The following is a 21,758-nucleotide window of genomic DNA, read 5'->3' on the forward strand; positions in this document are numbered from 1 at the left end:
AGCAAAGTATATGAAAAAGTTTTTCTATAAATCGAGTGTACTGGCCCTGATGGCCGGTATGTTCCTGACAAGCTGCGATCCGGAGATTGATGCCCCTGCGGCTAGCTCGGGCGAGGCAGATTTTAGTACTTATGTGGCGCTAGGAAACTCCCTGACAGCAGGTTTTGCCGACGGGGCGCTTTACCGTGAAGGACAGCAGGCGTCTTATCCAGCTATCCTTGCCAAGCAATTCGAGCAAGTAGGAGGTAATTCTGATTTCAGACAGCCTTTAATGCCGGAAGGTGTGAGTGCTGGAAGTCCTAGATCAAATCCATCAAACCCTAGCATTGTGGAGGTGCCACAAAAAAGGGTGTTGCGTATACAGCCTGATTGCAGAGGAGACGTTGGTTTGGCGCCAGTTGAAGCGGGAAATGCGGCTGCGCTTACTCCGGCTTTTTTAGGTCAGTTAGCACCAACCGTTCAGGGGCCCTATAACAACTTAGGTGTACCAGGTGCAAAGTCATTCCACTTATTAGCGCCTGGATACGGCAATCCAGCAGGGTTAATGACGCAGCCAGCAACAGCTAACCCATTCTTCGCCCGCTTTGCATCATCTCCTAACACAAGCGTGGTAGCTGATGCGATGGCTCAGAATCCAACCTTTTTCACTTTGTGGATTGGCAATAATGACGTGCTTGGGTATGCACTTGCTGGCGGTACTCCATCACCAACTAGCTCTGACTATCCAACAAACAAGGATATGTTTACGGCTTACATAGCCGGTATAGTAAATCAGCTTACCAGCAAAGGTGCCAAAGGTGCTTTAGGGAATATTCCTGATGTGACAAAAATTCCTTTCTTTACAACTATTCCTTATAACGCGCTTGTTTTATCAGCAGAGCAGGCAGCGCAACTTACTGCTGGATATGCAGCAAAAGGTCTTGGCCATCTTACTTTCCAAGCTGGTGCAAATGCCTTGGTAGTACTCGAGGATGGCATTCCACGTAAGGCAACACCTAATGAGTTGATTCTGCTGCCTGCGTCAGACTTTATTAAATGTCAAGGTGGTGGCTCTAGCACTCCGCTTCCTGATCAGTTGGTGCTGTCTGAGGCTGAGCTGGCAATTATCAAAGACCATACGAACAGCTACAATGCGTCAATCAAAGCAGTTGCAGATGCTAAAGGCCTAGCACACGGCGACTTCAACGCATATCTATCTAGACTGTCTACTGGCTTCGCTCAGAATGGTGTAGCTTATAACTCAGCTTTCGTGACAGGTAATATTTTCAGCCTCGATGGTATTCACTTCACTCCTAGAGGAGCCGCGCTCGTAGCCAATGAGTTCATTAATGTGATTAATACAAAATACGGTGCTAGAATTCCTAAAGTAGACGAGACACAGTATAAGACTGTAGCACTACCTTAATTTCCTGAGGTTTCCGTGCACTCAAACCAAGAAAGGCGCCCTCCGCATCGGAAGGCGCCTTTCTGTTTTTATAAGGTATAGCAACAGGTATAAGCCAGCTATACCTTAGTGCGCTTCCAGCCAGTTTTTGCCTACGCCTAAGCCAACTTCCATCGGCACGCTCAGCGGCAGGGCGTTGGTCATGAGCTCCACGATCTTTGGCGTCACAATGTCTATTTCTTCTTTCGGAGCGTCGAAGAGAAGTTCGTCATGTACCTGGAGGATCATGCGGGTGTTCAGGTTCTCATGGCGCAGGTACTCGTGTATGTTGATCATCGCGATCTTGATGATGTCGGCGGCAGTGCCCTGGATCGGGGCGTTGACGGCATTTCGCTCGGCAAAGCCGCGCACGGTAGCGTTGCGCGAGTTGATGTCGCGGAGGTAGCGGCGGCGGCCCAGCAGGGTCTCCACATACTCCTGCTCGCGCGCTTTCTCAATGGCGCTGTCCATGTACTCCTTCACGGCCGGGAACTCCTGGAAGTAAGCCTCGATGATGTCGGCGGCTTCGCGGCGCGGTATACCTAGTCGCTCGGAAAGGCCGAAAGCAGAAATGCCGTAAATGATACCGAAGTTGATCGTCTTGGCTTTGCGGCGCATCTCGCTATCCACCTGGTCGAGCGGTACGTGGAACACCTTGCTGGCTGTGGAGGCGTGAATATCGAGTCCGTTTCGGAAGGCTTCTTTCATGGTCGGGTCTCCGCTGAAGTCGGCCATGATGCGCAGTTCGATCTGGGAGTAGTCCGCCGAGATGATCAGGTGCTTGCTGTCGCGTGGCACAAAGGCCTTGCGGATCTCACGACCCCGCTCCGTGCGGATCGGAATGTTCTGCAGATTCGGGTTGGTAGAGCTCAGGCGGCCCGTAGCCGTCACGGCCTGGTTAAAGGAGGTATGCACGCGGTTGTCGAGCGCGCAAACCAGCTGCGGCAGCGCATCCACGTAGGTCGACTTGAGTTTGGAAAGTTCGCGGTGGTCCAGGATCAGGCGCACAATTTCGTGCTCGCCAGATAGCTTAGAGAGAATCTCCTCCCCGGTGGCGTACTGGCCGGTCTTGGTTTTTTTGATCTTGGCTTTGCCGTGCAGCCCCATTCTGTCGAAGAGCACTTCGCCAAGCTGCTTCGGCGAACCGATGTTGAACTCCGTGTCGGCCAGTTCGAAAATGCGGGTCTCTATCCCTTTGATTTCCTGTTCGAGCAGAAGCGAAATGTCGGCCAGCGCATTGGCGTCGATCGAGATGCCTTCTTTCTCTATACCTGCCAGCACCTGCACCAGCGGGTTTTCCACTTCGTTGAACAGCTTCATCAAACCCTGTTCCTGCAGCAGCGGCTCAAAGTAGTGCTTCAGGCGCAGCGTCACGTCGGCGTCTTCACAGGCATAGTCCTTTACCTCTTCCGGCTTCAGGTCGGCCATCGTGATCTGGTTCTTGCCTTTCGGGCCGATCAGGTCGGTGATAGGGATAGGACTGTAGTTGAGGTAGGTCTCGGCCAGCACATCCATGTTGTGGCGCATCTCGGGCTCCAGCAGATAGTGCGCCAGCATGGTGTCAAACAGCGGGCCGCTCACCTCGATGCCGTAGTTCTTCAGCACCAGGATATCGTACTTGATGTTCTGGCCGATCTTGGCAATGTTCGGGTTCTCGAGCACATCCTTAAACTCGGCGGTGATGCGAAGGGCCTCTTCTTCATTGTCGGGTGGCACGGGCACATAATAGGCCTCGCCCGGCAGGTAGCTGAACGACATGCCCACCAGCTTGGCGGTGATCGGGTCGATGCTGCTCGTCTCGGTATCGAAGGAGATCTCCTGCTGCTTCTGTAGGTAGCGGATCAGGCTTTGGCGCAGGGCCGGCGTGTCGATGAGGTGGTAGTCCTGCACCGTATTGTTGAAACGCGCAAACGGCACATGCTCCGTAGCTATACCTGCTTCATCTTCAACTTCGGCAATGGCGGTAGCGGCAGCTGTATCGAAAAGGGAGGTCTGCTGCTGGTTACTTGGCTTGGCGCGTCTGGCAGTGGTTTTTGCTACCGGTGCATCGGCCATCGCAATGCCCAGCACACGCTGCATCAGCTGGCGGAATTCCAGCTCGGCAAACAGTTCAGCCAGTTGTTCTTCGTTGGGTCCGTCGTAGTGCAAAGCCTCGGCACTGAAGGGCACCGGCACGTCGCAATGTATGGTGGCCAGCTCTTTGGACATGATGCCCTGGTCAGCAAAGTTCACGATGTTTTCTTTCTGCTTGCCTTTCAGTTGGTCGGCATTGGCGATCAGGTTCTCGACAGAGCCGAAGCGCTGAATCAGGGCCTTGGCGGTTTTCTCGCCGATGCCCGGTATACCGGGTATGTTATCCACGGCATCGCCCTGCAGGCCGAGTATGTCGATCACCTGCTCTACGCGCTCGATCTCAAACTTCTCCAGCACCCGCGCTACGTCCCATACCTCCACGGCATTGCCCAGGAAGGCAGGCTTGTACAGGAACACGTGCTCGGTCACCAGCTGGCAGTAGTCCTTGTCGGGCGTCATCATGTACACGTCAAAGTTATCCTTCTCGGCGCGGCAGGCCAGTGTGCCGATGATGTCATCAGCCTCGTAGCCGTCCATGATGAGCACCGGTATGTTAAAGGCCTCTACAATCTTCTTGCAGTAAGGTATAGCCAGCGAAATATCCTCGGGCATGGCCTGTCGGTTGGCCTTGTAGGCGGCAAAATTGTCGTGGCGGAAGGTCTTGGCCGCTGAGTCGAAGGCGACGCCGATGTGCGTGGGCCGCTCTTTCTGAAGCACCTCCACCAAGGTATTGGTAAAGCCGAGCACAGCGCCGGTGTTCATGCCTTTGGAGTTGATGCGCGGGTTTTTGCTGAAGGCAAAATGTGCCCGGTAGATCAGGGCCATGGCATCAAGCAGAAATAATTTTTTACGTGGTTCGCTCATAGTATAAAGGTATAGGCTGCCGGCTTCCTTTGCAAGTTTCCGGAAGTGCACAGCTGACAAGATCATGCCATTCCGGCTTTATACGCCAGTTAACTATACCTTGTCGGGAAATTATTTTCACAGTAAAAATAAAATATAGAGATTCCACAATAAATGGAATAGTCTTTGTATCTTCCTAATCCAAGACTGAAAATAAACAAAACTTAAATTACAAGAGCAGGATGATGCACCTTATGACATGGAAAAGAGCGGTACTTAGCGTATGTTTTGTACTGGCCGCTACGCTTGGTTACAGCCAGGATCTGATCGTTAAGAAGAGCGGTGAAGAATTAATCGGGAAGATTGTGAAAGTGGGGGAAGACACCATCCATTACCGCATGCTGAGCGAAACAGAAGGCCCTATGCGGTTTGTGCTCCGGGGCGATGTGGCTTCCATGCAGTTTGCAACCCAGCCCTCGCAACGACAGCTCAGCCAATTGCCGCAAACCAACGACGAGTACGCTTCTGCCACTACAGCCATACCCGCGGCGTCTGGCACCTCTCGCACCTATACCCAGGAAGAGCTGATGTACCAGGGGCGCCACGACGCCCTGCTGTATTACAAAGGGCAGGGACCGCTTTGGGGCACGGCCGGCGCCACTTTCCTGCTCCCGCCTGTCGGGTTGGTGGCGGGCATCGTAACGGCTGCCGTTCCGCCTAATGTCGACAATATGTTTCACCCGAACTACCAGCTGATGAAGGAGCCGGTTTACCGGGATGCCTTTAAAAAGCAGGCCCACAAACGCAAAGTGGGCAAGGCTGCGGCGGGCTTCGGCATTGGCTTCGGTTCCCTGATCGCCTTGGCACTCATGCTGGGCGCTTCTTAGGCGATACCTGCCCATTACCCAGTTTGCCCTCCCCAAACTGTGGAATTTCCGCCACACTATCCGGCGGATTCCACAGTTTGGGGAGTTTTGTTTATTTTCGTAATATTCTGTCTGTCAGCAATTTAATTCCAATATATAGTTTTGGCACAGTTTTGACTAATAGGCTTTGTGAAATATTAAATTTGAGCGACAGAATAAAACTATGAAAAAAATAACCTACCTGGCAGCCGCCATCGCATTCTTTGGCTTTGCCTCACTTGACGCTAGCGCACAGACTGACAAGAACAAAAAGAAGTCGAAGAAGAAGCAGAAAGTAGAGCAAACTACCGAAGTAGAAACTGAGACGAAGGCTGAAACTGAAAATCAGGTGAACTACGAACAGCAGGCACAGACTGAGACGCAGGTGACAACTGAAACGCAGACCACCACTCAGCAAGAAAACGTGAAGCGCGAAGCCATCACGAAGGAAGAGCTTCCGGAGCCGGTACAGCAGGCCTTGACTGCCGAAGCATTTGCTAGCTGGCAGATCGTGGAGGTGTTCCGCATAACACCGAACGCCAATGCCGCCGGCGCTAATGCCCAAGGCATGGAAAACCGTGCCGAGCAGGCCAACCAAAATGCGCAGAATGTTAACGCGCAGGCTAATGCGCCAGGCCAGAGTGCCAAAACAATGTATGAGATCTTCTTCACTAACGAGCAGCAGCAGAGCGCTAAAGTTCGCATTGATGAAAAAGGCAACATTATCCAAGACCAAAAATAAGCCACATAGATTGAATACTAGCGACCCTAGTATCATGGAACGAGCCTCCGCCCAGCGGGGGCTTTTCTGTTTTATACCCACCCGCTGCATTTATACCCAACCTTAAGCGCCGCTTTTCGGTAAACAGTCGGAATGCCCGGCCGAGCACGTTATTTCAGGGCAACATTTTCCCCCTGCCCTGCGGTTGTGTATATTGCTTATGATTATGCCCAAGATACTCTTAATCGACGACGATCCTACCTTTTGCCTGATGCTGAGCACGTTCCTGAAACGTCAGCAGTATGAGGTAAAAACCGCCTATACCGCCGGCGAAGGCCTCGGCCAGATCAAAGCCGACACCTTCGACCTGATCCTGACCGATTTCAGGCTTCCCGACAAAAACGGACTGGAGTTGCTCGAACAGATCCGCGTGCTCGACACGCAGGTGCCCGTTATCCTGATGACGCACTACGCCGACATCCGTACAGCTGTGAGAGCCATCAAGATGGGTGCCTTTGAGTATCTGGCCAAGCCAATCAATCCGGACGAAACGTTACTGACCATCCGCAAGGCCCTTTCCCTCGGGCGCGAGGGCCATGTCGCGACGAAGCCGGCTATACCTGCGCAGGGCGGCTTTACGTTTGTGAAAGGAGCCAGCCCCCAGTCCAACCAGTTAGAGGAGTACATCGCCCTGATCGCGCCCACCAACATGTCGGTGATCATAGAAGGCGAGAGCGGCACCGGCAAAGAGTATGTGGCCCGCAAGATACACCAGCGCAGCAAACGCCACGATAAGCCCTTTGTAGCCATCGACTGCGGTGCTTTATCGAAGGAACTGGCCGGAAGCGAGCTGTTCGGGCACGTGAAGGGTTCGTTTACAGGCGCCATGGGTGACAAAGAAGGACAGTTCGAGGCGGCCAATGGCGGCACGCTGTTTCTGGACGAGATCGGCAACCTCTCATATGAAATACAGGTGAAGCTGCTGCGGGCCATACAGGAGCGCAAAGTGCGCAAGATTGGTAGCAACACCGACCTTGATGTGGACGTGCGCATCATCGTGGCCACCAACGAAGACCTGGTGCAGGCCGTGAGCAAGGGGGAATTTCGGGAAGATTTGTACCACCGCCTCAACGAGTTCAAGATCAACATCTCCCCGCTCCGCGACCGCACCGCAGATATCATGCAGTTTGCCGAGCACTTTCTGCAGGTAGCCAACCACGAACTGGAACGCAACGTGACGGGCTTTGATACGGCTGTTGTCATGGCGCTGGAAAGGTATAGCTGGCCAGGAAATTTGCGCGAGTTGAAGAACGTAGTAAAACGGGCTGTACTGCTGGCCAAAGGCACTGAGATAACACTCGACGACCTGCCACCCGAGATTGCCTACCATATACCGGAGCCAACTAGTATTGTGGCGCAACCGGATGCCACCCAGGTAGCCCTGCCTGTAATGGATCTGCGCACAGCCACCGAACGCAGCGAAAAGGAGCTGATCATCGAAATGCTGGAGCGCGTGAAGTACAACAAATCCAAAGCGGCCCGACTGCTCAACATCGACCGCAAGACGCTCTACAACAAAATGCGGCAGTATAACATTGAAACTTAAGCAGCGGCTTCTTCGGCCTTTTTACGCTTGCTGAGCTCGGCTTCGAGCGCGGCGAGGACAAGCGTAGCTTCGTGTTGCAGTTGTTTGGCTGTGGCAGGCAGGTTGCCGGTTGGCAGGTCTGGTTGGTGAAGTACCTGCTCGAGCGTGTCAAGGGCGGGCAGCACGGTATGGGCCTGCAGATGGCGGAAAGCGGTCTTCATCTTGTGGGCCAGTTCGCCCGCTTGCTGCCAGTTGGCCGCTGCCGCTGCGTTTTCCAGCTGCGTTAATGAGCGTTGATTATCCGACACCAGCACCTCCACGATCTCCCACAGCGCCTCCTCATCATCTCCCACAAAAGTGCGCAGCTCATCCAGGGTATAAACAGCAGGTATAGGCTCGTTTGCCTGTTGTGTTTCGGCATCATTTTCAGGTGTGGTTATACCTTGAGTATCAGCCATACCTGATTCAACGTTACTTGCTTTTTCGGTTATATCGGAAGGTTGCTTGGCTATACCTCCAATTGTTGCTTTCTCTTCTGGCTCAATTACAGGCGCCGTCTCAGGTATAGCCTGAGCTGTCAAAGCTTTGCTGAGCTTCAGGTAGAGGTCCTGCTCTGTGAAAGGCTTGAGCAGGTGGTCTGATATACCGGTTTTAGCAAAGAAGCGCCTGTTGCTGCTCATGATGTTGGCCGTGAGCGCCATAATAGGTATAGTGGCGTTCTCTTTCCGGATCGCTCTGGCAACGGCCTTTCCGCTCATGCCCGGCAGCTGGATGTCGGTGAGCACAATGTCGAACTCTTTCTCTTTGATCAGTTGCAGCGCCTCCTGCCCGTCGTTGGCCAGTGTGACCTGCATGCCTTTGCGGCCCAGTATCAGTTGGCACAGGGTACGGCTGTAGGCATCATCGTCGATCACCAGAACGGCTTTGCCTACCAGTACGTCGGTAGCAGAGAGCGTTGGCTGAGGTATAGCTTCAATCTCCGGTGCTGCTACCTTCATCATCGGCAACACAATGCTGAAGGTGGTGCCTTCGTTCGGTACACTGCGCAAGGTGAGTGAGCCTTCCTGCATCTCCACCAGCTTCTTGCTGATCGACAGTCCCAGGCCGGTACCACCATACTTTCGGATAATAGAGTCGTCGGCCTGGTTGAACTCGCCGAACACGTGCGCGGTCTGTTCCATCGGTATACCTATACCTGTGTCAGATACCTCAATCAGCACCACGGCGCGGTTACGGCGCTGTGATTTAAGTTTGCACGACACGCGCACCTCCCCGTCGTGGGTGAACTTGATGGCATTATCCACCAGGTTGAAAAGCACTTGCCGGAGCCGCAGCGAGTCGCCTGACAGGAAGCCATCCAGCTGATCATCCATCGCGCAGCTGAAACCGATGCCTTTGGTGCTGGCCTTGAGCCGGAAAGTGCGCTCTACCTCCGCCAGGAGTTGCCGCATCTCGAAAGGTGCCATGTGCAGGTGCAGCTTGCCGGCTTCTAGTTTGGAGAGGTCCAGTACGTCGTTTACGATGTGCAACAGGTGCTGCCCGGCCCCGTGTATGGCCTGCAGGTGTTCGTGTTGCTGCTCCTGCAACTGGGTATGGCCCAGCTGTTCCGAAAAGCCTAGTACTACGTTGAGCGGTGTGCGGATCTCGTGGCTGATGTTCGCCACAAAGGCCTCCTTGGCGCGGGCCAGCTGAATGGCCTCTTTGCGGGAGCGCATTAGTTCAACTTTATACTTGCTGCTGCGGGTAAGGTCGCGCAGGATGATCAAAATAAAGGCGATGCCACTGGCCAGGCCGAATACGCCTACCAGCAAAAGCACGAGCGATGTCTCTTTGGCTACTTCCTGCGCCTGCGTCGCATTCAGACGGGCCTGTTGCAGCTCGTAGCGCTCCAGGTCATACACCATGCGGCGCACCTGATCCATGATCTGTTTGTCCTGTTGCAGAAGTGCCAGCTCTTTAGCGACAATGGCCTGCTGCTGTTGTTGCAGCTCGCGCTCCACATCTTTGAGCACAATACGTACCTTGGCAATGGAGGCCATGTTGGTTGGGGCAGCCTTGCTGGTATCGGCACTGTACTCTTGCTTTACGTTCAGTTGGGGCACCACAATAGGCTGCGGCGGTTCCTGCGATTTGGGCTCGCTGCGCCTGCCGAAGATTTTGTTTAATAAGCCCTTCTTTTGCTCGCTTTGTGGCGGTGGCGCAACTATAGTGTCTGTATTGTAGGCCAGCCTGTCCGATATGGTGGTTTTGGTGCGTTGGTTGATGGTGGTGGTAGCGGGTTGTCTGGAAGCTGCCGAGGCGATCTGCTTCAGGGCTTTGTCGGTATAGGCGCTGTTGCCGCGCTGCTCCTTTTTCTTATTCACGTGCTCCTCCAGGCTTTTTCTCTGAGCCAGGAGCAGGGCAGACACCGAGTCGATCTGAGCCAGTTCGGCGGGGTTGTCCTGCATGAGGGTACAGAGCGAGTCGAGTTGGCTGTTGATGTTGCCCAGGTTGTCGAGGTACTCCCGGAAGTGCTTGTCCTCGGTGGTGAGGGTATAGGCGCGGATGGCGCTCTCTGCCGTGGCAATGTCAGCGAGGGTGTGCTGCAGTTTGGCCAGCTTGGCATTGGGCTCTGCCAGCACATTAACGGAGCTGAGTAACTGCGTGAAGCTGTTGTAGGTTAAGTAAATGGCAAAAACCACCACCGAAAGCGCCAGCGTAAAGCCGATGACTACTTTCGATTTAATGTTTTCGTTGTTTATCTTCATACGCGCAGATGCCCCCCCATTTGCAAAGGTACGGATTTTTGGGGAGCTATACTTTCTGTAACGACAAGAAAGCCAGAATCATATGTCGGTGACAATACCTCTTGTTCGAGTTTGCAGCAGACAGCGTTGAGGCAATCTCCGGACGAAAGCGGGCAGGAATAGCGGCCTACCAGCTACTGCTGGCGCCGCCACCACCGAAGGAGCCTCCGCCAAATCCGCCGAAGCCACCTCCTCCTCCGCCAAAGCCACCGCCGCCGCCAAACATGCCACCGCCGGTACGGAAGGTGCCAAAAGAGCCCGGGCCCAGAATCGGACCTCCCAGCGTGCGTACGCCACGGCCACCTCTGCCGCCGCCCTTAAAGCGCGACATGATGAATACCAGCACAATGATAATGATGATGATTGCCATCAGCGAAGGACCTTCGCCCTCTCCCTGGCTGGCCTGCGGATCGGCCTGGTACTCGCCACTGGCCAGGCTGATGATCAGGTTAGTCGCTTCGTTCAGGCCTTTGTAGAATTCTCCCTGCTGGAAGTTCGGTTTGAGCGTACGCTCGGTAATGCGTTTGGCAATGGCGTCCGGGATGATGTGCTCCATGCCGTAGCCCGTCTGGATGGCTACCCGGCGCGGCTCCAGCGACACCAGAATGACGATGCCGTTGTCGTTCTTGCTACCGCCCACGCCCCAGCGCTCGCCCAGTTCGGCCGCGTACTGGTTGGCGTCGTAGTCGCCGATGGACTTGATGGTGACAATCGCAATCTGGGTAGAGGTGGTGTCGTTGTAGCTGACCAGTTTCTGTTCCAGTGCCTGTCTCTCTCCCTGGCTCAGGATGCCTGCCAGGTCATTTACCAGACGAGGAGGGTTAGGCCGGGGCGGGAAATCATCGCTTTGCGCAAAAGCCAGGGTGCTACACAAAACAAGGTATAGGAACAGAAAAGATCGTTTCATGGTGTGTTATTTTCCGAACGAAATATCGTCGCTCAGTTCGTTTAGATCGCCTTTGTCACTGTAAGGGAAGTGCGATTTGAGTTGCTCACCCGCCATAATCACGCCTTTGGCAAGACCTGCTGCATACTCCTGTTTCTTGAAGTGAGAAATCACCTCAGCCGTAATGTCTTCCCAAAAGTGGTCGGGCACGATGGCGTTGATGCCGGCATCCCCCAGCACAGCGAACTGATGGTCTTTGATGGCCACGTAGAACAGTACGCCGTTGCGTTGCCTGGTCAGGTGCATGTGCAGCTGGGCAAATACCTCGGTGGCACGGTCGAGTACGTCGCCTTCGCAGTTGTTTTCGATGTGCACCCGGATCTCGCCGGAAGTATTGCGCTCCGCCTGCTGTATGGCCTCCATGATGACCTTTTCGTCCGCATCGGTTATGGTATCTTTAGGCATGTTGTTGATGGCTAAATGGTTGCAGGGTTAAATTGTTAAATCATCAGCGAGCTAACCATTTAACAATTTAACCATATAGCAATTTAATTTTAAAACTGCACGGTAGGGGCGCGTTCGGCACCTGGATCGGCCTGGAAGTGGCCTTTGCGTTCGAAGCCGAAAATACCGGCCATCAGGTTATTGGGGAAGGATCGCACTGTGGTGTTATAGTCCTGCACGGCCTCGTTGAACTTGCGCCTTTCCACGGAAATGCGGTTTTCCGTACCCTCCAGCTGTGCCTGTAGCTCCAGGAAGTTCTGGTTCGCCTTCAGCTCCGGATAGCGCTCCACCGAAACAAGCAGTCGGCTCAGGGCGCCTCCCAGTTCGTTTTGGGCAGCCTGGAAGCGCTGCAGGTTTTCCGGCGTGAGGTCGTCTGCACTAAGCTGCACGCTGGTGGCTTTGGCGCGCGCGTTGATCACACTCTCAAGGGTTTCACGCTCAAAATTGGCGGCGCCCTTCACGGTGTTCACCAGGTTAGGTATGAGGTCAGCGCGGCGCTGGTAGGCGTTCTGCACGTTCGCCCATGCTGTTTCCACGGTTTCGTCTTTCTGCACCATCGTGTTGTAGCCACAAGACGACAGCGAGTTGATCATGATAAAGCCAATGAGGTAGAGGAAGATTTTTTTCATGTTTATTGAGGGGTATAGTTTGTATACGATATAACTACAAAGCTAAGCGATATGATTACGGAAAACATAGGATGACGTTGTAAAATTGGTTTTGAGGTTGTAGCAGCTGCAGGTATAGCAGGTTGGTCAGTGCAAATGTTGTTAGGTAAGAAGCGTGGTTTGCATCTGGCGTAGCACGGCTTATAGGTATAGCAGCTTATGTTGTTTTATAGTTTCGCATGTGCGGCGGGTGTAGTTCGTTGTATAGGCGGGCATAGTTCGTTGTATAGCAACTGCCTGTGCTAGGTATAGCGACCTGAATTGTGTTATAGCTTGCCCTGGCCGGGCGGGCCTCACTTTTTTCCTTGATGAAAAAAGTAAGCAAAAAAATCAAGACGCTCCAAACTCGCTGAACGCTCAGACAGTGGAGCGTCATTTGGTGCACCTGGCTAGCGCTATTTGTTTCATAGCTTCTGGGGCAAGTTAGTCTTTCAATGCGTGCCAGTGGTAGTTTGCAACAGTGCTTATACCTTGGAATTAGCAATCGCAGAAAGTCCCCCTTTGAAGGGGGCAGGGGGATGTCATTTGTCCACGAAAACTGAAGCTATGACGTCTATACCTTTGGATGGCAGTAGCAGACTCCTTCCCCTGTTTTTAGGGGAAGGCTGGGATGGGGTGAAATTCCCCCTCTCGGGAGGGGCAGGGGTGTGTCAAATCAGCGGGAGCCTAAACTGCAATAGCTACAGTGCTATACCTATAAAATGGCAACTACAGAAAAAATGGCAACTACAGAAAAATCTCCCTTTGGGGCGGGGGGATGACAATCATGCACAAGAATCCTGAAAATCCTCTAATCCTGTAAATCCTGATTCAGACAAGCCATACCTCCTTACCCCACCTACATTCTTCCCGCTTTTCTCCTCTTTAATCCACTAAGTCCTGATGAAAAATTACTATATTGCTGCAAAAGTGTAGTATATGAAAGTCGTAATTCCTGTTGCTGGTGTTGGTTCTAAACTCCGTCCGCACACGCACACCCAGCCCAAATCGCTGGTGCCGGTGGCGGACAATACGATACTGGGCCACATCGTGGAGCGGCTCATGCAGGCGGGCGTACAGGATTATGTGTTCATCATCGGCTACCTCGGCGACAAGGTCGAGAATTACGTGCGGCAGAAATACCCTCAGATAAGGGCACAGTTTGTAGTGCAGGAGCCCCGTGAAGGACTCGGACACGCCCTCTGGATTGCCCGCGAAACCTACCGCCACGAAGACAGCGTGCTCATCATGCTCGGTGATAACATTGTAGAGGCGGATCTGCCTGCCATCATTGCTTCCCCTAAATCAGTACTGGGTGTGAAAAAAGTAGCCAAGCCCTCCCTGTTTGGCGTGACCGAAGTAGGCAATGACGAGTACATTGTGAAACTGGTAGAGAAGCCAAAGATTCCGAAGTCTAACTTTGCGCTAGTAGGGCTTTACAAGATCATGCAGCCCGAAAAGCTGGTGCGGTCGCTGGAGCACATCATCACCGAAAATGTACGCACGCACAATGAGTACCACCTCACCGACGCCCTCATGCACATGATCCGGCAGGGAGAGAAAATGGTAACCTGGAATGTGGACAACTGGTTTGACTGCGGCCGCAAAGAAACCTTGCTCGAAGCCAATGCCAGACTCCTGAGTCGCCCCCGTTTCCGGGAAATGGACTACTCCAGCCAATACCCGGGCAACATTATCATTCCGCCGGTAAGCATCGGGGCAAACTGCACCATCACCCATTCCATCATCGGACCTAATGTAGCCATCGGGGAGAACGCCACTATTTCGCGCACTTCGCTGAGTAACTCTATTATTGGAGCTTACTCCGAGCTGCAAAACGCTGTGATGCACGACTCTATCATCGGCTCCGACGCCAGTTTCAGGGGCCTCAGCCACAGCCTCAACATCGGCGACAGCACCGAAATTAATTTTGCGCAGTAGTTCTTTGGCGTAGCACGATTCTAGACAATGGACTTTGTGACAAAGGACAAAAGACTAAGGATAAAAGGCACACAACAAGCGCCGTCTAATAGTCTTTTGTCAAAACGTCTTTTGTCAAAACGTCCTTTGTCGAAATGTCAAGTATTGCAGTCGTGCTACTTGATACGTGCTACGTGATACTTCTCTCCTACAAAAACGTCAGTTCATTGAGTTGGTCCAGCATCCAGCCGGTGAGGCTGTAGCGGTGGCGGTTGGCGGCAAGCACTTCGTGCGGAATGAGGTCGGCACGGAAACAGGCCAGGCGACCGGCAATGGGCAACACATCCACCTCTTCTTCCGAACCGTCTTCGTTGGGCAGGTATAGGCGCAGGTTGCCCCCGTTCTCAGGCTGCCAGTCTTCGTTCAGGTAGCAAATGAAGGACAGGCGACGGTGGTCGTCGGTCCTGAACTGGTCGAGGTGGCGCTGGTATACCGTGCCCGGCGGGTATACCGTAAAGTGGAATTCAAAGTCCTTGAGCCCCAGAAAACAGGTGCGGTTGATATAGCGCAGCAATTCGTGCATGCGATCCAGGAAAATCTGGGTGGGGGGCAATGCCTCTGATGGCTCGATCCAGCGGATAAAATCGCCGCGTACCTGTTTGTTTACCGTAACGCTTTCTGCGGGGCCAATGCCGGCTTTTTTGAAGGTGCCTTCTTCATGCTGACGCTGCAGCACCTCCAGCAAGTTGCGAACCTCGTCCGGCTGTAAAAAATTATCGATAATCGCATATCCCTTGTCAGACAACCTGTCCGCAATCTGCTCGAAATGCAGCAACTCTACTCCCTCTTCTTCTTCGTTTATCATATATAAAGGATCTGCTTTCTTAAAAAAAGCCAACAAATGTAGTGCACAGATGCATTGCTTGTATATGCTGACAGGAAAGATATTTTACGGGTAAACTTTATTGATTACTGAGAAATATCGTATGCCCATTTTGAGCGCGTAGAGGGTGTTTTTAACTTTTGTGAAGTAAAATGTTTATCTTAGTTGCGTGTTAGACCTATGTCCAAACGATAAATCTGTATGAAAAAAACAACTGTCTTTTTATTGGCAGGCGGCCTGACCGCCGTCTCGGCCTGCAAATCCACCCAAACCGAGAATACCGCCACCGGCATGAATACCGAAACTACCACCGAAGCCACCGCAACGGCTGAAGCCCAACTGAATTACCCCGAAACCAAAAAAGTAGACCACACCGACGATTACTTCGGTACCAAAGTGGCCGACCCTTACCGCTGGCTCGAAACCCACAACGAAGAAGTGGATCAGTGGGTAGAGGCGCAGAATAAAGTAACTTTCAACTACCTCGATGGCATTGAGTTCCGTGACCAGATCAAAGATCGTCTAACCAAGATCTGGAACTACGAGCGCTATGGCGCCCCGTTTGAGGAAGGCGGCAAGTATTACTTCTATAAGAACAACGGTCTGCAGAACCAGAGCGTGCTCTACGTGCAGAACACGCTGGAGAGCGAGCCGAAAGTATTCCTCGACCCGAACAAATTCTCAACTGACGGTACAGTGGCTTTGACCGCACTGGCCTTTGACAAAGACGCCAAGTATGTGGCTTACGGCACCTCCAGCGGCGGTTCTGACTGGAACACCTACGAAGTGATGGAAGTGGCCACTGGCAAGAAGCTCGACGACAAAGTGGAGTGGGTGAAGTTCTCCGGCCCAAGCTGGTACAAGGACGGCTTCTTCTACAGCCGCTACGATGCCCCGACCGAAGGCAACAAACTGGCCAATAAGAACGAGTACCACAAGGTATACTACCACAAAATTGGTACGCCGCAGAGCCAGGACCAGCTGGTGTACGAAGACAAGACCAAGCCGCTTCGTAACTTCTACGGCCAGACCACAGACGACGAGCGTTTCCTGATCCTGAACGTGTCGGAAGGTGCCAGCGGTGCCAACGCCCTGTACTACCGTGACCTGAAAGATCCTAAGTCTGCTATCAAGCCGATCATCGACAATTTCGAGTCGGAGTACAATGTGGTGGACAACATCGGCGATAAGCTTTTGGTGCGCACTAATAAGAACGCCCCGCGCTACCGCCTGGTTCTCATCGACCCGAAGAAGCCGCAGGAGCAGAACTGGAAAGTAGTAGTGCCGCAGAATGAGAATGTGATGAACAACGTGTCCTTCGTGGGCGGCCGCATCATCGCTTCTTATATGAAAGACGCAGCCAGCGAAGTGGTGGTATTTGACACTAACGGTAAGCAGCTGAACAAAGTAGAACTGCCGTCAATCGGTACGGTTGGCGGCTTTGGTGGTGAGAAAGACGACAAAGAGACTTTCTTTACGTTTACGTCCTTCACCTATCCTCCGACCATCTACCGTTATGATGTCCCGAACAACAAAGTGACGCTGTTCCGCAAGACAGAGGTAGACATCGACACGGAGGCGTTTGAAACCAAGCAGGTGTTCTATACCTCAAAAGACGGTACCAAAGTGCCCATGTTCATCGTGCACAAGAAAGGCCTGGAACTGAACGGCAACAACCCGACGTACCTGTACGCTTATGGTGGCTTCAACATTTCCCTGACACCAAGCTTTAGCATTGCCAATATGCTGTGGCTGGAGAACGGCGGCGTGTACGCGATGCCAAACCTGCGCGGTGGCGGTGAGTACGGCGAAGACTGGCACAAAGCGGGTATGACCCCGAACAAGCAGAACGTGTTCGACGACTTCATCGCAGCAGCTGAGTACCTGATTGCCAACAAGTATACCTCCAGCGAGAAACTGGCCGTGGGCGGTGGCTCGAACGGTGGTCTGCTGGTAGGTGCTTTCATGACACAGCGTCCGGAACTGGCAAAAGTCGCCCTTCCTGCGGTGGGTGTGATGGACATGCTCCGTTTCCACAAGTTCACCATCGGTTGGGCCTGGGTACCCGAGTACGGTTCTTCTGACGACGAAGCCCAGTTTAAGAACCTCTATACCTTCTCGCCGCTGCACAACATCAAGGAAGGCGTGAAATACCCTGCTACCATGGTGAAGACCGCCGATCACGACGACCGCGTGGTGCCGGCGCACTCCTTCAAGTTCATCTCTGAGCTGCAGGACAAAGGCGCTCCGGGCAACCCATACCTGATCCGCATCGACGTGCGTGCAGGCCACGGTGCCGGCAAGCCAACTTCCCTGGTGATTCAGGAGTGGGCCGATACCTGGGCGTTCATGTACAAGAATATGGGGGTGAACCCTTACGCGAAGCAACAGCCGTAACAGCTATAGCTGAGAGTTGAGATAAGAAAAGCCAGTGCTGCAGCAATGCGGTGCTGGCTTTTTGTTTTGGTACCGGGCAGTAAAGTCATTTGATTTATATTAATAAATTCTTATATTTATTTAATCAACTAAAAGCCTCAACAATATGGAAGCAGAACTTTACAACGAGCAACCCCTGGGAATGCAGCTTAGCCCAGACTCCAGATATTTTTTGAGTGCAGCAGCCAAATGGGGCAAGTTCTTGTCTATTGTCGGCTTCGTCATTTTAGGCTTTGTCGGATTGGCAGGATTATTTATGTCGGCTATTTTTTTGGGAGGTATGGGAAATGTTTCTGGTGGAAATTTCCTGAACAGTGCCACAGCAGGTATAGGTGTTGGGCTTTTCTATTTTTTGGGAGCATTGTTGTACTTCATTCTTATCCTATACCTATACAAGTTTTCTTCCCACATGCAGACAGGACTTAGCACAAATAACAAAGAGGTGATTTCGAAGTCCTTCAGGAACCTGAAGTCGCTCTTCAAATTCATGGGTATACTGACTATTATTATGTTGGTGATATATGCGCTGGGGCTTCTTTTTATGCCATTCGGCGCTTTTGTGGGTGCCTTCTTTTAGATCATATGAGTTCTGAGCATGATAGCACATTGGGCAACCAATGTGCTTTTTTTATACCTAGACCTGAAAGCCCCAAGCCCGATTCTTGCGTACCTTGCAACACCAACCACCGCACACACTATGAAATCAACGACGGGACAGAGCGCGTTTACCGTCCGCTCCACCGAAACAGACTTGAACGGACAAGCAACCTTGCCAGCCTTGGTAGGCTACATGCAGGAGGCCGCCTGGGACAACACGGCCACCATGGGCATCTCCATGTACGAGTTACTGGAGCGCGGCCTGACCTGGGTGCTGCAGCGCATGCGCGTTGAGATGTTCCGCTATCCGAGGCACCGCGAGAAGATAACCGTCGAGACCTGGGCCTCGGGACGGGAAAGGGTCTTCCTGCACCGCGACTTCAGGGTGTACGGTGCCGACCGCGAGCTTTTGGGACAGGCGACGAGCGTATGGCTGGTAATGGATGTGGTGAAGCGCCAACTGGTGTCGGTGCCCGACTTTATTACGGCCATAGAAGTGGTGCCGGGGCAGGAGCCACTGCCTTTCGCCAAAGGCAAGCTGCCGCAACTGGAGCAGGTGAGCTACGAGCAGCAAATGCCCATCCGCTGGCACGACATCGACCTGAACCGCCATGTCACCAACACCCGCTACCTGCAATGGGTGCTCGAAACGCTGCCAGTTGAAGTGCTCGAAAAGCAGCAACTACAGGAAATAGACATTATCTTTAAGGCCGAAAGCACCCTGGCCGACTCCGTAGTAGCCACTGCCGGCCCAGCCGAAGAGGCTAACGCATTCCTCCACAAACTCACCAGCATCGAATCAGGCAAAGAACTGGTGCAGGCGAAGACGAAGTTTTCTAAGTTTGAAAGTTTAGAAGTTAAAGAGTTTGGGAGTTAAAAAGTTGGGAAGTTTGAGAGTTCAGAGAATTTAGATAGCATAAAGAACCTGTAGGGACAGGTTGCGACTTGTCCGAATCGTGCACGAAAATCCCCTCTGGGGGTAGGGACCCTCTTTAAAGGGCAGGGCAGGTTAATCGTGCGCCCAACAACAATTTAACCATTTAACAATATAGCCCTCATATCAATATGATCAACATCAGAAGAGGAACCATAGACGACCTGCCACAGGTACACGACCTGATAAAAGAACTGGCTGTGTACGAGAAAGCACCGGATGAAGTGACCAACACCGTGCAGGACATGCATTGGGACGGCTTCGGGGAGAATCCCATATTTAAGTTTTTCGTGGCCGAGACCGAAGAGGGCATTGTAGGTATAGCTTTGTACTACATCGGTTATTCCACGTGGAAAGGCAAAATGCTTTTCCTGGAGGACCTGATTGTAACCGAACGTCTGCGCCGTAGCGGCATCGGCAAAATGCTGTTCAACGCCGTCGCCCACGAAGCCAAAGAAATTGGTGCCAAGCGCATGCGGTGGCAGGTGCTGGACTGGAACGAGCCGGCTATCGCCTTCTACAAAAAAATAGGCGCCGACATAAGCAGTGAGTGGCTTAACTGCACCTTCGACGAAAACCAGATCAAGGCCTACAGCGCTAACTAAAGTTTTGCGGTAGTTATACCCTGACGGCGCGTTACCCGCGGACAATTGGGTGATGCCATACCTTGGATAAGCTTTCTGGCCAGGCGCAGCCAAATAAAAACAGGCCCGTGCTATTCCTGAGCACGGGCCTGTTTTTATATCAGCAGCGTTAGATTACTAACCTCTTTCCACATCTCTGCCAACGATTTCCAGCAAAGAGCGGAAAGCGACGTACTTCTCCGGGTAGCGCTCCTGTACCTTTGCCTGCAGGGCGGGCGCGTGGTCGCGCTGGTATTCCTCGAGGTCTTCGAGGTTGCGGCAGGTATACTGCACGGCATAAGTGGTGCCACCGTTGTCCTCTTCGTGCAGCAGGCGGGCTATCTGGTTATTCAGGAAATAGCCTGTGGCCATCACCTCCGGTATGTGTGTGCTCTTCATCCAGTTCAGCCACTCTTCGGCCACACTGTTGTCGATATTGATAGTTACGTTGTATATGATCATACTCAAAATTACGATTTTTCTGTTAGTTTAGAGCTCCAATAGGTATACGATGATGCAGGACATAGCCAAAAAGTTAAATTTAAAATCAGGGTGGCAGGTGCTGGTGCTCAATGCGCAGGCAGGTATAGCGGAGGCTTTACAGACCCAGGGGATGGAAGTGCATACCACGCCCGCTGCAGGTATAGCATACGATGCCGTGCAGATTTTTGCCACCGATAGCCGTGAACTGAACTATTATGTGCCCCTGGCCGAGCCTGCCCTCAAGCGCAAGGGGCTGTTGTGGGTGGCTTATCCCAAGAAGTCGTCAGGTATAAAATCGGACCTGAACCGCGACGTCGGTTGGGAGGCGGTAACAGGTTTGGGTTACGCACCGGTCAGACAGGTGGCGGTGGATGACACGTGGTCTTCGCTGCGGTTCAAACACGAATCCGAGAGAAGCGCGCCATCTAAGTTTGGGGTCGATGCGCCAGGTATAGACCGCAAGAACAGGACAGTGGAGATACCGCAGGACCTGCGCGAAGCACTGGAATCGGCTGGGTTGCTGGAGACATTCGAAAAGCTGGCCTTTACACACCGCAAAGAGCACGTGCTGGCGGTACAGGAGGCTAAGCGACCCGAAACCCGGGCTAACCGCATCGGCAAAACAATTCAGATGCTAATGGGGCAGCAGCTGCTTGGTCGCTAAGGCAGGTATAACGTTGATTTAGAGGGTGTTTAATTCAGTTTGATAGAGTTTGCCGACTAGTCCTGGCAGATAGGTATAAACCAACTAACCTCAAACAAGTATAGCGCTGTTAACAACAGATAAAGATCGCATTCTATACCTGACACCACAAACAAAAGACCGCAGCGGGCTATACCTGCTGCGGTCTTTTTTATGATTTCTGAGAGCGCGCTTAGTTCGTCACGATCACATTGAAGCTCACGTCGACGTCTGTTTCGCCGGCAGTTGTGTTCGTTCCTGTTTTAAGGCCGCCTGGCTGGTGCTTCAATACGACTCTCAGCTTGCCGTTGCCTATACCTGCACCGGTTGTCACAGTAGACTCCAGGCCGACAGGGCGGTTGTTCTGGTCCAGGTCGGTGATGGCCACATTGACCGTCGCATTACTGCCAGCATCCGGTGTAAAGGTATACACGAGCAGGTGCTCGTCACGCTCGTTTTTAATCTCTGCCGTCACGTCGGCAACCGGGTTTTTGCTTTCGTCGGTCATGGTCACCACGGCCGTGTATTCAGTGCCGGGCCGAAGCGTGAGCGGCGCGTTCTGTACCGGCGTGCCGGTTAAGGTGCTGATGGTAGCTTCTGCATCCTGGCCTTTGCCGGTCGGGGTCAGCGAAATGGTGACAGCCGTAATCACCTCCTGCTCATCCTCCGGACCTGGCTCGTCATCGTCTTTGCAGGAAGAGAAAGTGAGCAGGCTGCCCATCAGCAGGAAAGCGAGGTATGGTCTGAATCGTTTGTTCATGCTTTTTAGTTTTGTGAGGATATTCCCGTCAATCAGGATCTAAATATAGTGTTTTATTCAGAAGATG

At 52.8% G+C, this 21,758-nt stretch carries 18 protein-coding genes; 10 read left to right on the plus strand and 8 right to left on the minus strand.

Annotated features, from left to right (window positions below; translation table 11 throughout):
* Positions 1-10: 10 nt before the first annotated feature.
* A complete protein-coding gene (locus IEV97_RS07675; protein ID WP_188500908.1) occupies positions 11-1,405 on the plus strand; it encodes an SGNH/GDSL hydrolase family protein in 1,395 nt (464 codons plus the stop codon).
* Between the two features lie 105 nt (positions 1,406-1,510).
* Here the strand turns inward: IEV97_RS07675 and polA are convergent, their stop codons facing one another.
* Positions 1,511-4,360, minus strand: coding sequence for a DNA polymerase I (gene polA / locus IEV97_RS07680; RefSeq protein ID WP_188500909.1), 2,850 nt, complete (start codon positions 4,358-4,360; stop codon positions 1,511-1,513).
* A gap of 233 nt (positions 4,361-4,593) precedes the next feature.
* On the opposite strand from polA, the gene IEV97_RS07685 reads away from it, so the two are divergent.
* From IEV97_RS07685 to IEV97_RS07695, 3 genes are all read left to right on the plus strand, one after another.
* Positions 4,594-5,226, plus strand: a complete 633-nt coding sequence (locus IEV97_RS07685; protein ID WP_229733842.1) for a hypothetical protein — start codon at positions 4,594-4,596, stop codon at positions 5,224-5,226.
* 202 nt (positions 5,227-5,428) lie between these two features.
* Positions 5,429-5,986, plus strand: coding sequence for a hypothetical protein (locus tag IEV97_RS07690; RefSeq protein WP_188500911.1), 558 nt, complete (start codon positions 5,429-5,431; stop codon positions 5,984-5,986).
* Between the two features lie 205 nt (positions 5,987-6,191).
* A complete protein-coding gene (locus tag IEV97_RS07695; protein WP_188500912.1) occupies positions 6,192-7,571 on the plus strand; it encodes a sigma-54-dependent transcriptional regulator in 1,380 nt (459 codons plus the stop codon).
* Here IEV97_RS07695 and IEV97_RS07700 read toward each other — a convergent pair.
* The 4 genes from IEV97_RS07700 to IEV97_RS07715 form a co-directional block, all read right to left on the minus strand.
* Positions 7,568-10,297: an ATP-binding protein gene (locus IEV97_RS07700; RefSeq protein WP_188500913.1), complete on the minus strand. Its 2,730-nt coding sequence runs from the start codon at positions 10,295-10,297 to the stop codon at positions 7,568-7,570. The two genes, IEV97_RS07695 and IEV97_RS07700, sit on opposite strands and share 4 nt — an antisense overlap.
* Before the next feature lie 166 nt (positions 10,298-10,463).
* The gene (locus tag IEV97_RS07705) at positions 10,464-11,243 is read right to left on the minus strand and encodes a TPM domain-containing protein (RefSeq protein ID WP_188500914.1); all 780 of its coding nucleotides are present in this window, start codon (positions 11,241-11,243) and stop codon (positions 10,464-10,466) included.
* 6 nt (positions 11,244-11,249) lie between these two features.
* On the minus strand, positions 11,250-11,687 hold the full coding sequence (locus IEV97_RS07710) for a TPM domain-containing protein (protein ID WP_188500915.1): 438 nt from the start codon (positions 11,685-11,687) through the stop codon (positions 11,250-11,252).
* 89 nt (positions 11,688-11,776) lie between these two features.
* The gene (locus tag IEV97_RS07715) at positions 11,777-12,355 is read right to left on the minus strand and encodes a LemA family protein (RefSeq protein WP_188500916.1); all 579 of its coding nucleotides are present in this window, start codon (positions 12,353-12,355) and stop codon (positions 11,777-11,779) included.
* Between the two features lie 957 nt (positions 12,356-13,312).
* Between IEV97_RS07715 and IEV97_RS07720 the strand changes: the two genes are divergently transcribed.
* On the plus strand, positions 13,313-14,314 hold the full coding sequence (locus IEV97_RS07720; RefSeq protein ID WP_188500917.1) for a sugar phosphate nucleotidyltransferase: 1,002 nt from the start codon (positions 13,313-13,315) through the stop codon (positions 14,312-14,314).
* A gap of 187 nt (positions 14,315-14,501) precedes the next feature.
* Here the strand turns inward: IEV97_RS07720 and IEV97_RS07725 are convergent, their stop codons facing one another.
* Entirely contained in the window at positions 14,502-15,158 is a 657-nt protein-coding gene (locus tag IEV97_RS07725; RefSeq protein ID WP_188500918.1) for a 2OG-Fe(II) oxygenase, read from the minus strand.
* 219 nt (positions 15,159-15,377) lie between these two features.
* Between IEV97_RS07725 and IEV97_RS07730 the strand changes: the two genes are divergently transcribed.
* From IEV97_RS07730 to IEV97_RS07745, 4 genes are all read left to right on the plus strand, one after another.
* The gene (locus tag IEV97_RS07730; protein WP_188500919.1) at positions 15,378-17,573 is read left to right on the plus strand and encodes a prolyl oligopeptidase family serine peptidase; all 2,196 of its coding nucleotides are present in this window, start codon (positions 15,378-15,380) and stop codon (positions 17,571-17,573) included.
* 145 nt (positions 17,574-17,718) lie between these two features.
* Positions 17,719-18,189 (plus strand): DUF5362 family protein, encoded by a 471-nt coding sequence (locus IEV97_RS07735; protein WP_188500920.1) that lies wholly within the window; start codon positions 17,719-17,721, stop codon positions 18,187-18,189.
* Between the two features lie 120 nt (positions 18,190-18,309).
* Positions 18,310-19,086, plus strand: coding sequence for an acyl-[acyl-carrier-protein] thioesterase (locus IEV97_RS07740; protein WP_188500921.1), 777 nt, complete (start codon positions 18,310-18,312; stop codon positions 19,084-19,086).
* A 188-nt stretch (positions 19,087-19,274) separates the two neighbouring features.
* Positions 19,275-19,748: a GNAT family N-acetyltransferase gene (locus tag IEV97_RS07745; protein ID WP_188500922.1), complete on the plus strand. Its 474-nt coding sequence runs from the start codon at positions 19,275-19,277 to the stop codon at positions 19,746-19,748.
* 156 nt (positions 19,749-19,904) lie between these two features.
* Here IEV97_RS07745 and IEV97_RS07750 read toward each other — a convergent pair whose 3' ends face one another.
* Positions 19,905-20,228 carry a DUF4286 family protein gene (locus IEV97_RS07750; protein WP_188500923.1) on the minus strand — a complete coding sequence of 108 codons (324 nt, stop codon included), beginning with the start codon at positions 20,226-20,228 and terminating at the stop codon, positions 19,905-19,907.
* Between the two features lie 49 nt (positions 20,229-20,277).
* On the opposite strand from IEV97_RS07750, the gene IEV97_RS07755 reads away from it, so the two are divergent.
* A complete protein-coding gene (locus IEV97_RS07755) occupies positions 20,278-20,913 on the plus strand; it encodes a YdeI/OmpD-associated family protein (protein ID WP_229733843.1) in 636 nt (211 codons plus the stop codon).
* Between the two features lie 211 nt (positions 20,914-21,124).
* On the opposite strand, the gene IEV97_RS07760 is transcribed toward IEV97_RS07755, so the two are convergent.
* Positions 21,125-21,691 carry a hypothetical protein gene (locus tag IEV97_RS07760; protein ID WP_188500924.1) on the minus strand — a complete coding sequence of 189 codons (567 nt, stop codon included), beginning with the start codon at positions 21,689-21,691 and terminating at the stop codon, positions 21,125-21,127.
* Positions 21,692-21,758: the final 67 nt, after the last annotated feature.

The organism is Pontibacter amylolyticus (genome assembly GCF_014638845.1).
Lineage (GTDB): Bacteria > Bacteroidota > Bacteroidia > Cytophagales > Hymenobacteraceae > Pontibacter > Pontibacter amylolyticus.